19 protein-coding genes and 1 pseudogene are annotated in these 14,732 nt (G+C 66.4%); 4 read left to right on the top strand and 16 right to left on the bottom strand.

Annotated features, from left to right (window positions below; all coding sequences use genetic code 11):
• Nucleotides 1-125 precede the first annotated feature (125 nt).
• The 9 genes from ACWD35_RS10380 to ACWD35_RS10340 form a co-directional block, all read right to left on the bottom strand.
• On the bottom strand, nt 126-443 hold the full coding sequence (locus tag ACWD35_RS10380) for a SpdD-like protein (protein WP_451350751.1): 318 nt from the start codon (nt 441-443) through the stop codon (nt 126-128).
• A 24-nt stretch (nt 444-467) separates the two neighbouring features.
• Complete coding sequence (locus ACWD35_RS10375) at nt 468-623, bottom strand: hypothetical protein (RefSeq protein ID WP_451350750.1); 156 nt, start codon at nt 621-623, stop codon at nt 468-470.
• A gap of 12 nt (nt 624-635) precedes the next feature.
• Nucleotides 636-827 (bottom strand): mobile element transfer protein, encoded by a 192-nt coding sequence (locus ACWD35_RS10370; protein WP_451350749.1) that lies wholly within the window; start codon nt 825-827, stop codon nt 636-638.
• A 1-nt stretch (nt 828) separates the two neighbouring features.
• On the bottom strand, nt 829-1,023 hold the full coding sequence (locus ACWD35_RS10365; RefSeq protein WP_451350748.1) for a hypothetical protein: 195 nt from the start codon (nt 1,021-1,023) through the stop codon (nt 829-831).
• A 19-nt stretch (nt 1,024-1,042) separates the two neighbouring features.
• Entirely contained in the window at nt 1,043-1,708 is a 666-nt protein-coding gene (locus ACWD35_RS10360) for a DUF2637 domain-containing protein (RefSeq protein ID WP_451350747.1), read from the bottom strand.
• Nucleotides 1,708-1,911 carry a hypothetical protein gene (locus tag ACWD35_RS10355; RefSeq protein ID WP_451350746.1) on the bottom strand — a complete coding sequence of 68 codons (204 nt, stop codon included), beginning with the start codon at nt 1,909-1,911 and terminating at the stop codon, nt 1,708-1,710. The genes ACWD35_RS10360 and ACWD35_RS10355 overlap by 1 nt, the downstream gene beginning before the upstream one ends.
• A gap of 93 nt (nt 1,912-2,004) precedes the next feature.
• Entirely contained in the window at nt 2,005-3,366 is a 1,362-nt protein-coding gene (locus ACWD35_RS10350) for an FtsK/SpoIIIE domain-containing protein (protein ID WP_451350745.1), read from the bottom strand.
• Between the two features lie 2 nt (nt 3,367-3,368).
• A complete protein-coding gene (locus ACWD35_RS10345; protein WP_451350744.1) occupies nt 3,369-3,725 on the bottom strand; it encodes an SCO3933 family regulatory protein in 357 nt (118 codons plus the stop codon).
• 138 nt (nt 3,726-3,863) lie between these two features.
• Entirely contained in the window at nt 3,864-4,643 is a 780-nt protein-coding gene (locus ACWD35_RS10340) for a GntR family transcriptional regulator (RefSeq protein ID WP_451350743.1), read from the bottom strand.
• A gap of 18 nt (nt 4,644-4,661) precedes the next feature.
• Between ACWD35_RS10340 and ACWD35_RS10335 the strand changes: the two genes are divergently transcribed.
• A complete protein-coding gene (locus tag ACWD35_RS10335) occupies nt 4,662-5,126 on the top strand; it encodes an NUDIX hydrolase (RefSeq protein WP_451350742.1) in 465 nt (154 codons plus the stop codon).
• Between the two features lie 440 nt (nt 5,127-5,566).
• Entirely contained in the window at nt 5,567-6,124 is a 558-nt protein-coding gene (locus ACWD35_RS10330) for a hypothetical protein (RefSeq protein WP_451350741.1), read from the top strand.
• Between the two features lie 704 nt (nt 6,125-6,828).
• Here ACWD35_RS10330 and ACWD35_RS10325 read toward each other — a convergent pair.
• The 6 genes from ACWD35_RS10325 to ACWD35_RS10300 all read right to left on the bottom strand — a co-directional run bounded on the left by ACWD35_RS10325 (nt 6,829) and on the right by ACWD35_RS10300 (nt 11,356).
• Nucleotides 6,829-7,455, bottom strand: coding sequence for a hypothetical protein (locus ACWD35_RS10325; RefSeq protein WP_451350740.1), 627 nt, complete (start codon nt 7,453-7,455; stop codon nt 6,829-6,831).
• Between the two features lie 521 nt (nt 7,456-7,976).
• Nucleotides 7,977-8,495 carry a DUF4365 domain-containing protein gene (locus ACWD35_RS10320; protein WP_451350739.1) on the bottom strand — a complete coding sequence of 173 codons (519 nt, stop codon included), beginning with the start codon at nt 8,493-8,495 and terminating at the stop codon, nt 7,977-7,979.
• 792 nt (nt 8,496-9,287) lie between these two features.
• The gene (locus ACWD35_RS10315) at nt 9,288-9,590 is read right to left on the bottom strand and encodes a hypothetical protein (RefSeq protein ID WP_451350738.1); all 303 of its coding nucleotides are present in this window, start codon (nt 9,588-9,590) and stop codon (nt 9,288-9,290) included.
• Nucleotides 9,587-10,333: a GntR family transcriptional regulator gene (locus tag ACWD35_RS10310; protein ID WP_451350737.1), complete on the bottom strand. Its 747-nt coding sequence runs from the start codon at nt 10,331-10,333 to the stop codon at nt 9,587-9,589. The genes ACWD35_RS10315 and ACWD35_RS10310 overlap by 4 nt, the downstream gene beginning before the upstream one ends.
• Entirely contained in the window at nt 10,330-10,554 is a 225-nt protein-coding gene (locus ACWD35_RS10305) for a hypothetical protein (protein ID WP_451350736.1), read from the bottom strand. The genes ACWD35_RS10310 and ACWD35_RS10305 overlap by 4 nt, the downstream gene beginning before the upstream one ends.
• Before the next feature lie 523 nt (nt 10,555-11,077).
• Nucleotides 11,078-11,356: a hypothetical protein gene (locus ACWD35_RS10300; RefSeq protein ID WP_451350735.1), complete on the bottom strand. Its 279-nt coding sequence runs from the start codon at nt 11,354-11,356 to the stop codon at nt 11,078-11,080.
• Between the two features lie 79 nt (nt 11,357-11,435).
• On the opposite strand from ACWD35_RS10300, the gene ACWD35_RS10295 reads away from it, so the two are divergent.
• Complete coding sequence (locus ACWD35_RS10295) at nt 11,436-12,191, top strand: GntR family transcriptional regulator (protein WP_451350734.1); 756 nt, start codon at nt 11,436-11,438, stop codon at nt 12,189-12,191.
• Nucleotides 12,192-12,216: 25 nt separating this feature from the next.
• Nucleotides 12,217-13,011, top strand: a complete 795-nt coding sequence (locus tag ACWD35_RS10290) for a hypothetical protein (RefSeq protein ID WP_451350733.1) — start codon at nt 12,217-12,219, stop codon at nt 13,009-13,011.
• A gap of 1,108 nt (nt 13,012-14,119) precedes the next feature.
• Here ACWD35_RS10290 and ACWD35_RS10285 read toward each other — a convergent pair.
• Nucleotides 14,120-14,653: pseudogene (locus ACWD35_RS10285) on the bottom strand (hypothetical protein).
• Between the last annotated feature and the right edge of the window lie 79 nt (nt 14,654-14,732).

The following is a 14,732-nucleotide window of genomic DNA, read 5'->3' as shown; positions in this document are numbered from 1 at the left end:
GCGCCCTTGGTGTTGCGGGTGAGGCGCGGTGGGCCATGCTGGGGGTTCCTTCCGGTTGCGAGATCGGACAGGGACGGCGCCCGGGCGGCGGATGCTTGGCGGTATCGAGGCCGCCCGGGGGCCGGTCAGCGACGCTTGGCGTCGGAGGCGAGCAGGGAACGCAGGACGACCGCGCAGACGGCGACCGAGGCGCCGGTGATGGCGACCGCCAGGAGCAGCGAGACCAGGACGGCGCCGAGGACCAGGACGACGGCCGTGCCGCCGCCGACGAGGGCGAGCGCGGTGCCGGGCGTGAGCTGGATGACCGGGCGGGACGAAGCGGGGGCGGCGGGCACCGGCGGCGGGACCGGGGTGCCCGGGGCGATGGTGGTCGGCTCGACGACGGCGGGCGGGGTGGCCAGGCCGGTGGGCTGCGGCATGGTCGGGAGCTTGGGCCGGAACATGGGCGGATCTCCTTCCACGACGGGTTACTTGACGGCGGTGTCGATGACGGGGGCCAGGACGCTGTCGGCGAGGAGGTAGCCGCCGAGGAGCAGGACTGCGATGAGCCACCCGGGCGGGCGGGTGAGCTTGACGCCGAGGTAGCCGACGACCAGCAGGGCGAACCAGAGGGGGACGTCCATGGGCGGTGTCTCCTAGCGGACGTTGCAGCGGTGGGTGCGGGCGGCGAGCTGGGCGGCGGTCTGGCTGGAGTAGTCGGCGGACCAGCCGCAGCCGTCGGAGGTGCACACGGCGGCGTGCTTGGTCTGGCCGTTGCGGTCGCGGTGCGTGCCGATCTGAACGGGGCCGATGCGCATCACGGAGTGGAAGTGGTCGCGGGCAGGCATGTCAGTCGGTCTCCTCTCGGGCCGTGGTCGGGGCGGGGAAGCTGGCGCGGATTCCGGCGGCGATGGCCTGGTCGGCGGTGCGCCGGGCGGCTTCCTCGGCAAGCAGGTGGGCGAGGAAGGGCCGGTTGGCGGCGCTCATCTCGCGGGCGCCGTCGAGGTAGTCGGAGACGGTCAGCTCGGCCGGGTCACGGGTCATCGGTCTTCCTCTCTTGCTGTCAGGCAAGGTGGGCGGCGATCGCGTCGGCGAGGTGGGGCGGGACGCCGAGGCGGGAGCGCAGGGTGTCTGTGTCGATCGGGGATCCGGTACGGGTGCGGTACTCGTCGGCGACCTTGCGGGCGTGGTCGATCAGGACGGCGGGGACCGGAAGAGCAGGGGCCGGGGCGGGAGCGGCGGGGGCTGCGCCAAGCTCGGGCACGGGTTCCGTGACCGGAGCAGCGTCTGAAACTGGCTGTTCCTCCCGAGGCATGGCGTTCTGCGTGTCCGCCGTGGGTGCCGGCCGAGCCGACTCCGACTCCGCGGCCGAGTGAGCGAGGAGCGTGCCGCCGAGGAAGGCGAGCGCGGGCCATCCGGCGATGCCGAGGCGGAGCGGGGCGGGCGGGTCGGCCAGGTCGAGGAACCCGGCGGTGGCGACGTTGGCGCCGAGCGAGGCGAACAGCGCGACAACGAACCAGCACCAGGCCAGCCGGGACGGGCCCTCACTGCGCAGACGCCGCCAGGCGGCAACCAGGAGCAGGTCGACACTGACCGGGTAGGCCCACGCCTTCCAGCCGTTCTGCCCGGCAGCGGCAGCGAGATCGTGCAGGTGGGCGAAGGACAGGGCACCGGCGATGACGGCCTGAACCAGGACTGCGTCGACCCGAAGACCGTGACGGGCACCCATCAGGAGTCACCGGGGTAGGCGGGGCCGCCGTCGGGGTCGTAGCCGTCCGGGAACATGCCGGGCGGCGGCTCGGGCAGCGAGACGGCAAGGGACTGGCTGACGACGTCCACGAAGTCGAGGTCGGCGCCGGCCATGTCGGCGTACAAGGCGAGCTGGCCGAGCAGGAGCACGGTTCGAGCGAAGTCCTCGCAGTTCGGGCACATGGCGGTTCTCCCTTCTTTTCTTTGGTCTTTGGGCATGGCGGGGTAGGGACCTGGCGCGAAGGCGGTCACGCCGACCGGTGGGGCTCAGAGAGATCAGGTGGTGACGGAAGGAGCCTTGGCCGACGACACAGGAGCGGCAGCGGAGGCGGAGGCGGAGAGGACGGGCCGGAACGGGGCCAGCTCGGGCAGCTCCGGAGTCCGGTCGGCGTGCCGGTTGCAGATGTTCACGGCCTGGCGGAGCGAGGTGTGTGGAGCGCGGATGCGGTGCCACCCTCCGGACGAGTCGCCCGAGATGGCGAGGCCCCGCATCTCGGCCGGGATCTGGATGGCGGCGAGGACGGCGTCCGGGGCGATGTCGCCGAAGGCCATGTTGGCGGATGACTCGTCGTTGACGCGGTGGGCGGTGCGGCCGGTGAGCTGGGCGCGGAGCATGGTGATGCCCTTGCCGAGTTCGGAGCCGAATCGCTGCCCACAGATTTCGATGTAGATGCCGGCCGCGCGACCGAGCTGGGCGAGGCGGACCAGGGCGGTGATGATGCGGTCCCGGCGCTTCTCCTCCTCCTTGCTGGCGTACAGGGCGAGTTCGGCCACCTCGTCGACCAGGACCACGACCGGGACCGGACGCAGGTGATCGGGCAGGTCCCAGATGTCGGCGGCGATCTCCGCGTCCGGCACGTCGGCAGTGATCCGCTGCTGAGCCCGGATGACCTGATAGATGCGCTCCATCCGGACCACGAGCACGTCGAGCACCTCGGCTGCGGTGTCGGGATCGTCGGCCAGCGCGGAGAACCGGCGGGCCAGCGGGAACAGCTCAACCCCCTGCTTGCAGTCGATCCCGACGAGCGCGACGTCCATCGGTGCGAGGCCCGCGACCAGGTTGCGTTGGTAGACGGACTTGCCGGACTCCGTGGCCCCGAGGGTGAGGGCGTGGGGCATCGCGCGGTAGTCGCGGTAGTGGACCGAGCCGTCCTGCCGTAGGGCGACCGGTACCCGCATCGGCCGGGTGTCGGTCTCGGTCGGCATCTGCACCCGCTTGAGTACGTCGTAGCCGGTCATCCGCACCTCTACGACGCCGGAGCGCAGCTCTCGCGAGGTCACGCCGTACATGGAGAACGAGTGCCGGAGCCGGTCCGAGGCGGCGGCGATGTCGAAGGCGTCCTGTCCGGGGCGGAGCTTGAGACGCAGGGCCAGGCCGGTACGAGTCGGCCGCACCCGCAAGATGCGCGGTGGGCGGGACTCCGGTATCGGCCGGTTGGTGGCACGGGCAAGGGCGAGCCGCCACCGCGCCGGCGGAACGGTCAGCCCGCACGCGTCCATGACCGAGCGGTACCGGACCAAGACCCGCACCACGGCCAGCGTGACCCCGAAGGTCAACCAGTACCAGGCGGGGCGCCGCCACCGCAGGAGACCCACGGCGACGGCGACCAGCATCAGGGCGACCGTGAAGCCGGTCATGATCAGGCTGCCTTGGGCCCTGCGGCGGCGCCGACAAGCGAGGTGACCGCGACCGCGCGGAACGCGATGCCGTGCCGCTTCTGACCGTTGAAGTCGTTCTCCCAGGGCCGGGCGATCAGGCCGGTGAGCGCGACCGGTGTGCCCATGGACAGCTCGCCGGTGATCCCGGGCTCCGGGACGGTGATGGACAGGATCTCCACCTCCTCGTTCGCCGCGAACATCACGTCGACCGTCATCAGCTGCGCTCCGGTCTCGGTGTCGGTGGCGATCTCGCCGGTACGACGGTCACGCACCTTGACCTGCGGGGACTTGGCGACCATCACGACCGCGCCGGAGGTGTCGACGGGAATCTGACGCACAGAGATCACTCCTCTATAGATGCTGAACTCCACCACTCATGTACATGAGTGACATGAAGAAGAGTGCCTGACTCCTGTACATGAGTCAACCCGCCGCGATGAAGAACTCGCGACGGGTTGCGGGGAGTTGAGCGGGCGTCAGTCGGCGGCAGGGATCCGATACTCGAAAACGAACTGGTCAGCGGCCATAAGGGTGTCGCACACCTCGACCACGAGACCTTCGGTCGTACGGGCTTCCCGGATCAGGTGAACCACGGGCGCCCCCGGACTCAGCGCCAGCTCCGAGGCTTCCGACTTGGAGGCCGGCCGCGCTTGCAGCGTCTCGACGTACTCCGCGAACTCGTGCCCGTGGTCTTCGAGTCGGGCGTAGATGCCACCGCCGCCGGGGTTCTCGGCGAACAGCTCCGGGATCTCCTTCACGACGTCCCAGGGAAGGTACGACGTCGCGGTCTCGACCGGGGTGCCGTTACGGAAGTAGAGACGCCGACGGGCCAGCACCTGCGCACCGGCGGGGACGCCCAGTCGCTGGGCGGCATCTTCGGGCGCCTCCATGGGCCCGATGTAGAGAACGCTGACCTTGGCAGTCGCACCGGACTGCGCGGACTCCGCAAGGTAGGCCGCCTGTCCGCCCTGCCGGAGCGAACGCCTGAAGCGATCGGAAGAGCGGTGCCGCACCGGAGGCCGGCTCTTCACGATCGAACCCTTGCCGTGCCGGGTCTCGACCAGCCCGCTCGCCCGCACCTCGACCATGGCCTTGCGGATCGTTCCGCCGGACACGCCATAGCGGTCCACCAGCTCAGACTCACTCGGCACCATGTCACCAGGCTTCAGAACACCCGCCCGGATCTGCTGCACGATCTCTTCAGCGATCTGCACGTACCGAGGCCCGGAACCGACCCCTCCAGCCGCAGTTCCCATAGCCCTTCCCTGCCTCCTATGCTCCTCTACATGAGTCAACCACAGGAAGCGACCCCGTCCCCCCTGCACTCCGTGTCCGTAGCCGGAGTAGTGGTGCGTGAGGACGGCCGCCTCCTGGCGATCCGCCGAGCCGACAACGGCACCTGGGAACTCCCCGGCGGCATCCTCGAACTCAACGAGACCCCCGAGGCCGGCGTAGCCCGCGAGGTCCTGGAGGAGACAGGCATCCACATCGAGGTCGACGAACTGACCGGCGTCTACAAGAACCTGACCCGCGGCATCGTGGCCTTGGTCTTCCGCTGCAAGCCCTCCGGCGGCACCGAACGCACCTCAAGCGAGTCCACAGCCGTCTCCTGGCTCACACCCGACGAGGTCAGCGACCGCATGTCCGAGGTCTACGCAGTCAGGCTCCTGGACGCCCTGGACGGAAACGGCCCCCACGTACGCAGCCACGACGGCAAGCACCTCATCCCAGCGGGATAAGACTTTCCCTACTTCATCAAGGCCCGCGCACCGCGCGGGCGCGCGCCGCCTCTGCGGCGCGGCCTGCCTCCTGTCTCCGCCCCGGCTGGCCGCGCCCGGCGGCGCGCTACGTGCAGCGGGCAGAGCACGAAAAACCTGTGTGGCTGAGCCGCTCGGCTCCACGACTTTCGCCAACCGCTTTGGCCCGAGCTTCGAAGATCATGGCCCAAGATCGGGCACTAACGGGCAGGCTCCAAACCTGCCCGATCCGCGGGCCAGCGTAATGGGCCATGACCACTCGCGCCAAAGCAGCTCCAGGCCAAAGGCGTTCTATCCACCTTACGCCTTCAAGAGCTACCTCCTTGCTGCGGAGTGTATCTTTCATTCCAACGACGTCGACCGGGGGTGCACTCTTATGGGGTGCGGTTCGAATGCCTCTGGCTTCCTACGAGAGACATCCTATGCCTGAATCTATAGTCACCTTGCTAGTCGCCTTGGCCGGTGTAGCTGGAACGCTTGCATCTGCCGTTCTCACTCAAAGGGGGTCTGAGCGCGCCAAGAACCTTGAATTGGCGCACTTAGACAAGCAGCGAGCAGAAGATCGGGAACACGATCAAAATGATCGTCGACATCAGCAGCGTCGCGAAGCGTACGCTGAGTTTATTCAGCTAGTTGGCTCCCTTCACTCTCAACTGTACGAACTCCGGTCTCCGAGTCATGGTGCGGAATCGTATCGAGCAGCATACGAACAAGCTCGAGCACACCGGGCAGACCTGTTGAAGCAAACGCATGCCGTGCTACTCGAAGGCCCAAAAGAGGTCAGCGATAAGGCGCGCGACCTCTACAACGTCATGAACACCTGGCTTGCAGTAGCTCACGATGTACGCAGGACAGAGACAGGTGAAAGTGATGCTGGGACACAGAGCAAGCGCAGGCGCTTCACGCGAATGCGCGAGAAGTACACCATCGCCCGCGAAGAGTTCGTACATGAAGCACAAAATGCCTTGCAAATAAGATAGGTATGTACACTGGTAGGACTAATTGACCTGGCCTTTAGGTCACGGATACCAAGTCGCCGGCCTGCCTTGTGGTGCCTTACCGCACCATTAGAGGCAACGACAGGACGCCGCCCGAGCCATGCGAGGGCACTCAATGGCGACCAACGCTGACAACCAGCGACAGCTAAGTTGCAGTGTTGATCGATCACACGGCCACAGATCAGGGACCCGGCCCTACACTTCTTCGCCTTATTAGTTGCACCCCGCGGCGCACTGCCGGCCGTCATGGCTTGCTTTGGTCAACAGCACTAGCAGCGTGGCGGAGGCCGGTGGGGGTGCAGCGAGGCACACGCGCGCCTAGTTGGTCGGCGCAGCCGCCGTCGTGGCTGACTTTCGTCGGCTGAGGTTCGTACCACAACCGTGCCAGATACAGGGGTCAGCCAAGGCCAACACCAGTGTGCCGCAGTCAAGTAGTCGCTGGCTCCCTCGGCCAGCGAAGCCGCAGCTCAGGCCCGGAATCACCCAGCCTCTCACCTAATTCGGTGCTCATGTACGAGAGCACCCTCCCGGGCCGTCTGGGGCCGTGGAAGGGCGCTCAATGGTGACCGACAGGTGCCAACAGCTCGGCAGCAGGTCAGAGCAGTGATCGATAGGCCGCAGGCCACGGCCGCCTGTGATCAGTTGTGGCTGTACAGGGCGCGCCCTGAGAAGGTAACTCAGCCGCGCTAGTCGTCGGATTGATCCAAGGTCATTACCGACCTGTCCGGCCCGAACGTCCTGACAATCATGGTCGCCGGCCGCCCGGGGGGAGCGTCCAAGGTTCCAGTGACGATAACCCTGCGGCGCTCGCCGTGATACTGGGCTGCGCGCCGATACGTGATTAGGTCCAAATCAAAAGCGACTGTTCGGCGGCGCCCGTCTATAACGGTCTCAAGCCATACACGGCCGCTTTCTTCATTTGCCTTGAGAGACATCCTGCGGATCACGCCGTAGAGGACTGTTTCCGAGGGCGCCTCAGACTCCTTAAGCTCCCTGCGAACCTCGGTTACTAGGTCTGCATGTTCTCGCGAAAAAGAAATGCACTCCCTAAGATCTGCTGGAAATGGGGATGCCGGGGCCCAATTGAAGGCAACATCAAAGATGTCAACCTTACCCACGCCAATTACTTCCAGGACAGCCGCACACAATTCGCTGGAAACGCCCTCTGCGACAGCGTCCCTCATCTCGCCCCTGGAAGGAACTCGATCTCGATTCATAGTCATCTCGGCCAACGTTTCTAGCGACCTTGAAAGAGTCGCCAAGACTCGCCGATCGAAGTACGTATCTTCGGATTCTACTTCCAGGCGTGGCACGCCGTCACCATAAAGGGGCGTAGCGCCAAAGCGCGCACTGCTAATGACAGGCAGAATGTATGATCCGGGGCGCGTTTGGCCAAGCCGAAGCCTGCGGGCATGAGCGTGGGCCGCCTTCGGGATTGAGGTCCCATAGTACCCTTGGCGGTGAATAGTTGCAGCAGCGGCGGAGACCATCAGTTCCTTTGCTGCACTAACGAGACCCAAGCCCGACTGCAGCGAGATCGTTCCCCGATCAATATCGTCGTCGTCTGCTCGCAGTTCTGTCACATCTACGAATTGGCGAGCAATATCCCTCAGGACATCTTCCGGTGGCCTCTGTTCACGCCGCGCCACTTCGGCAGCCAGGATGTTTACTGTGCGTTCAAAATCAGCAGCTTCAAGGACCCTCGGTACTAGTACTGAGACTTGCATATCGTCACCCGGCTGCCAAAGCTCAGCCAAAGTTCCGGCGCGGGTCCGAGTCCACCCTGAACGGCTGAGGTAGCTAGTCAATTCCTGGGGTCCGACGTCGGAGGTAATCATGCGATAGCCTCCCCCAGAGCATCATCCGGGCCGAAAAGCCTTTGATGGGCGAACTCGAACATAACGTCCAGCCCGGCAACATCAAGCCTCTGCGTCTCCGGCAAGTGAATCGTTTTCGTCGCGTTCCCTCGGGCCTCCGGCTGGTCCTGGATCTGGGCATAGAAGCCGGCACACTTGATCAGCACCGACTCAGGACTGTGGGTGAGCCATGCAGAAACGTCACGCGGCACGACGACAAGGCCCAAGTACCCAGGTGCCGTGCGGTATGGGCCACGCAGCTTGTCGTACGTCTCTATGTCGAGGGGAAAAGTTCGCGTCGATCCATCGGCGAGGAGCCGGGGGTCGAACGTGCACTTCATCTGCAGCTCGACAAGGCGATGGTCACGCTTCAAGGTGGCGTCAACGCCATCCTTATCCACGTTCCAACTGGCGATTGTGGCGTTCGCCTGCGTGGACACGGCCAAGAGGTAGGCAAGACTAATCTGCTCCTGCTGCCACGTTGCAGGACCCCCCACGCGGCCTCCTCGCCTCCGGTTGGCCACAACTCTACATACTCTAACGGGAGTTGACCTAGACGGAGGCAGCACAGGCGAAGGTCGCAAAGCAAGCTGGTGGAGCTGAACGAGGCTCACTGTGCCACTACCTCCCGCCTTCGCAGCGCTCAAGACCTACCCAGATTCGCACATGAGTACGACAGCTCGTTGGTTGCGAGGTGTCGGATTGATACCACCTCGCCACGCTGGCGCGGCAAACCATGCGCCTCGATCTCAGTCAGCAACGACGCCATCACCGTATCGAGCGTGCGGGGGCGCCGCTTAAACCTGTGGATAACCTCGTTTCAAGCACACCTCGCGCCCAAGGGAGACGTGCCAGACGGAGCGGAGAAGCACGGGAAACACCGTGGCATGAACCGCCAGCCAAAAGGGGTAAAAGGCGCTTGGCCCCTGGTCAGCGGGGCAGCCTGGGCTGAAAGACCCAAGCTTCCCAGGCCAAGGGCTCTGGAGATCTGCACCCTCGCGCTGTGCCGTGGTCGACGGTGCAACAGCAGCGTGGTTGAGCCGGTGGGGGTGCAGCGAGGCACATGTGTGCGTGCTCGGTCGGCGCGCCCACCGTCGTGGCTGCCTGTCGTCGGTTAATGCTCAGACGGCGAGGCGAAGGCGCCTCGCTGTGTCGGTGAGCGCGTGGCGTATCGATCGGGGCGAGCATGACGCGACGGGGAGAGGAACCCGGGTGGGTGACCGGGTTCCTCTCCGCGTGGAAGTGGAACGGAAGGTCGTCGTGGGTAGATGTCGTTTGCGACCGCCGCTTCAGGAGCGGTGAGGTTCGCTCACCGCTAGGAGGTGACCGCGGCTGGTCGCAACGCGGAGCGCGTTCCGCAGAGCGCCGGTCAGTTCCTTCGCCAACCGTCGCAGGTCCTCCGGGCTCGCGTCCTGGTCGTCGAGGGTTTCCGAAGCCTGCTCCAGCAGCTCGGCTGCCGTTCCCAGTTGCACCGCTTCGATGTTATCCGCCAGGCGGGACATGTAGCCGCCCTTGTCGTCGGTGCTCAGGTAGCAGGGCTTGCCCTCCGGCCCCGCCCACGGAAGGAGCCGCAGTTCGTTCGGTGCCGTCATTCTTGCGTCTGCCTCTCGTCGGTCATGTGGTGGGTTGTGAAGGCCGCGTCGACGCGGTCCCCCGGGAACACCAGGAGTGCGGCTTCGACGACTCGTCCGGTGGCGTCGGTCGCGACGCGTGTGATCGCGAGGACTGGCGCGGCGGAGTTGGTCCGGAGGGTCGATGCTTCGTCCGGTGTCGGGGGGCGGGCACATACCGTCTCCCGGACAGTTGCCGGCGGTGTACTCAGGACGGCGAATCGCGTGGCTGTCTCACGCCACGAGGAGTCGTCGTCGCCCAGCACTCCGGCTGGTGCCAGGTCGTGCGGGACGTAGATGCGGGCCAGTCCGTGCGGTGACTCTCCCTCGTGGCTGATGCAGAAGAACTCGGCGAGAGGGCTGCCCGTCGGCACCTTCAGCAAGGTCGTCAGATGCCCGTGAGCCTGAACCGTGGTCGTGCGAACGGTGACGCGCAGGGCCGTCTCGGCGGCGGTCCACGGGTCCAACGTCCCCCATCCGCCGACGTACATGATCTTGCGGAGCGGGCGGCGTACGAAGTTCCCCTTACCGTGGATCTTCTCGACGAGACCTTCGCCCTGGAGGACCGCAAGGGCATTCCGCAGTGTCACCGTACTGACCTTGTACCGGTCGGCCAGGACAGCCTCGGACGGAAGACGTTCGCCGGGCTTGATGCGGCCGGTCGTGATCTGGTGCCGGAGATCGTCGGCGATGTCGTGATGGCGTGAAGGCACAGACCGGTTCACCGCCTTCTCAGCACGCGAACGGCGGCGAGCCGAGTTCGCATGTGTATGGCCAGCAGCTCACCCGACTCGAAGAGGATCTGCTTGGCGCCTTGAGGGAGCTGGAAGAGGTCTGCCACCCGACAGGCCCGGCCGCCGAGTTGGATGATGTCGCCACGCTGCACAGTGGTCGCGGTGACCTCGATGTTGGATACCAGCGCACCGCCGGGTGCCCAGCCGCTCACCGCTCTGCCTCCGTGGGCGTGGACTGGTCGGACGTCGAGTGACATAGGCAGGCGCACGTCTCGTAGACGACCGGCAGGTCGATCGGTGCGGAGACCGGGGAAGGCTCTGCGCAAGCGAGGTGTGTGCCGATACAGCAGGCGATCGACCGGTAGGGGACGGCCGAGGCGTCGGGGATGCGGGGCTGTTGGCGAGGAAGCATCAACAAACCCCCGCGAGGGACGACCAGGCTTCAGCGGGCAGGCGGGAAGCGACTGCCACCGCGTGCGGCCGTACTCGCGCCTCCCAAGCAAGCACGTACGGGCGGACGAGCGCGTTTTCCTCACCACTGAGCGGCTGCCGGTGGTTCTCCGTGTCGAAAGCCCGGCTCAGGGCGATCGTCGACGGGTCAGTGGACGCAGTGAAGGTGGGGGCGGCCAGCGGCCGGGACGGCGTTAAGGCGCGGCGGTGCCTGCCCTTGGGGAAGTACCGCGCTCTGGTGAGCGAGGCGGCACGGCGGATACGGTTGAGCACGCTGCTCAGCTCCTATCGCTGATGGCTCGGTCCCCCGACATCGCCCGTCGCGGGGACCGCTTTGCGTACGACCGCCCAGAGGGTGCGGCCGTTCAAGCTGGTGGCAACGAGCCCGAACCGATCGGCCTCGGCCACCGCTTCCAGGACCCCCCGCCATAAATCGGCGGAGAGCGAGTCCGGCACCTCCGCTTCGACCGACGCGTACCGGTCGTGCTCCTCCGCGCGCGCGGGAAGCCCGGCGGCAGACAGCCGGGCAGCGATGGCCGCCGCGCTAACTCCCGAAGCGGGCACAGGGCAGCCTCCGTCAACCGGCGATCACGTTCAGTGAAGCTAGTTAACTAGATTAGAGCTAGTGGACTAGATTTTCCATATGCCTGAGCAGCCGCCCTATCTCCGTATCGCCGACGAACTCCGGCGGCGGGTCGCGGAGCACGTATGGGAGCCGGGAGACCGTCTGCCCTCCCGCGCCCAGATCGGCCAGGAGTGCGGCGTGGGCGAGAACGTGGTGCGCCGGGCACAGGAGCTGCTGATCTCCCAGGGCATGCTGGAGGGCCGTGCCGGATCGGGCACGTACGTCGCCGAGCCCCGGCAGCGTGTACGGATGGTCCGTTCGTCGGCGCGTGAGCGGCCCGACGGGTCGCCGTTCCGCGCGGACATGAAGGCCGTGGGCAGGCAAGGGGATTGGGAGAGTCGGAGCGACGCGAAGGTGCCAGCTCCGACGGAGATTGCGGCGCGGCTAGGTATCGCCGAGGGCGACCTGTGTGTCCGGACGACGTACGAGTTCCTGGGCGACGGCAGGCCGATGCAGCTGTCCACGAGCTGGGAGCCGTACGACCTCACCGGCGGCACACTCGTCGTCCTCCCCGAGGGAGGGCCCCACGCCGGGGCAGGCGTCGTGAACCGCATGGCCGCGATCGGCATCACCGTCAGCCACGCCGTGGAGCAGCCGGAGCCGAGGCAGGCGACCGCGGAGGAGGCGTCGATACTCGGCATCCAGAAGGCCGCACTCGTCACGCACATCCGGCGGACGTACTACAGCGACCAGGGACGGCCCGTGGAGACGGCGGACATCGTGGTGCCCGCCGCCCACTGCGAGATCGTCTACGAGATTCCAATCAACCGGTAGCCCCGCTTTTGGCACACTGATCTTGTTGGGGGAAGACGTGGTGCACACCGCCACCATGACCCGGTTCGTGGCCGGCGTCCTGGTCATAGCGTCGGCCGTGGCCTGCGCGAGTAACGCCCAGCCCATCGCCGCGCACAATGCCAAGCCCCTTCGACCGATGTCCGCGGCACAGTTGCGTACGCATCTGCTGCCCGCCATCCTGCCGAGAGGTTGGACCTCTCAGGCCGATCCGGCCGATCCGGGGTCGGGTAGTGCTGCGAACGGCAGCTCCCATTGTGATGTCTTGGACGGCGGGGACATAGCGGACGCGGGAGCCACGGCCGCGATGGCGTCCGCAACGACCTCGTTCAGCGGGGGACACGGCTCCGGAGGCGGCGTCCTGGCCGGTGGCGAGACTTTGTATTCGTTCTCTGGAAACGGTGCCGCCCAAGCCATGCGCCGCATACGACAGCTGGCGGCCGAGTGCGCGAAGGTCGTCACGCCTGCCATCACGCCGCTCTCAGTCGGCGCGCCCAGCGCCACGGAGCGATTCGCTGCCGCCTCCGGGCCCCGCCTGGGCGACGACAGCATTCGGGTACGGGCCACCACGGCGTACAGCGACCGCCCCAGGGCAGTCCAGTACGACGATGCGCTGGTCGTGCGCGTGAGCAACACCCTCGTCGTTCTGCGGTGTATCCCATCGACTCAGGCCGAGGTGGACACGGTCCTGTCGTTCATTCCCGAAGCCGTCGCGCAGGTGCGTTCGCAGCACCCCGCACCGGTGGACGCGGCGCGCCAGCGACTGGCAGGCGAAGACCCCGGTTCCGGTACCCGCCTCTAGCTTCAATCGGGGTCCATATCGTGCCCGTGGTACTGGCTCTGGCGAATCCGCCATTGCAGCGGAACGTGTGACTAGACCAGGCAGTCTGACATCCACGGCTGACATCAACGCCGCCGGACAGGGACGCACACCAGCGTCTCCATCCGGCTGTCGCACCAGCGGACGACCATTGCCGAAGCGAGCTGCGATCGAACTCCTAAAGCGGGTGTCGCAGGTTCGAATCCTGCCGGGGGCACAACGCATTACCGCTCTGACCTGGGGTTTCTCCCTCAGGGAGGGCTCATACTCGGCCTCGGACTCCTAGTCCGGGGCCGTTTGCGTGAGCGGACGGGAGTTGACCCCCTGAGCGTCTCCCAACGGATCAGCACCGTTCGGCGCGGATTCCGTGTCGGGGTCCTTCGCGCTGGCGGGCTCGGGCTCCGCTTCGAGAACGGTGTTCTCGGTGGTGGCATGGCCTCGCGGTGCAAGCCGGGCCGCGACCTTCGGCGATCGCCAGGTCCGCTTCGGGGAGCAGGCACTGCGAATCGAAGTCCGCCACGACTGCGCGGGGCCGACCCGGCCAGGCCTCCCGGGTCCGTACAGCGAGAGCGGCCGGGGGCTGTTCCTCGTCAACCTTCTCGCAGACCGGTACGGCGTCGAGCCAGCGGCAGTCGGGAAGTGCTGCTGGGCCGAGATCGCACTGCCCGCTAGCCCGGACCACCAGGTCGTGTTCCCCCTTGTTTCACAGAGAAGTTGCCGATGCCTACGGCTCCAAGAACGTAGCGCTCCCGCTGGTAGCCGCCGCGGTCGCCCTCGGCTGTCCGGTGAGACTGAGCAACATCCCTGCCAACCATGTCCAGGCCGTGCTCGCACTGCTGCAAGCTTCGGGCTGGCACGTCTCTCGATCGGGGGTCGACCACGGCGGTCATTCTGCCGACGGACGCCCAGCACACGCGCCGCTTGCTGCCCCAAGCGGCCCGTATCCGGGCCTCGGTACCACCAGGTGCCGACACCTGGTGCACGGTCCGAGCCACACAGCGGGCAGCTCAGCGGCGTGGAGGCGATTAGCGTACTCGGCTGCGGCGCTCGGGACGGCGAATTGAACGTGAATCGGGGCGGCAGAACAGCCCTACCGCTCCGCATAGCGCAGGAACTGCCAGCCCAGTACGGCCAGGGCAAGTGTCTGTGCGAGGGAGACGAGCACGAGTAAAGGCTGGACGGCGGGAGAGCACCAGAATGCGATCACGCAGATCAGTGGCAATGCAAAGTACGTGAACAGATCGACAGCGGTCTGTAGTCGCTTGCGCGTGGTGCGGCTCGCATCGTCGCGGTGGTAGATCTCCCAGCCGAACACTGCGCCGCGGGCGCCGCTGAGCTCGGCCAGCCGTGGTCCCAGTTGGCCGCGGATGTAGCAGGCGACCGCCGAGATCTTCTCGTCGTTGACCAGGTAGGTCCAGCCCAGGACCAAGCAGATCACGGGGACGGCGAGCAGCAGTTAAGCCCGTCTGCTCTGGACGGTGATCGCCAGGACTGCGGTGGACGCGGCGAGCGTGAAGTAGAGGAGGTTGTCACGGAACCCTATCCGGGTTTGCTGCTCCTCCTTGATGCGATCGTATTCAGCCAGCAGCAGTCTGCTCTCGGTGACGTCTTCTGTGGCGGCCATGACCATTCCTAAGTTCGGGTCCCGGCTGGGCTGATGGTGGGCGGGCAGAGCTCCGGCACTCCGGCCCTGCCCGCCCTGA

The sequence above is a fragment of the Streptomyces sp. NPDC002671 genome (assembly GCF_053592475.1).
This window is presented reverse-complemented; position numbering and strand designations above follow the sequence as displayed.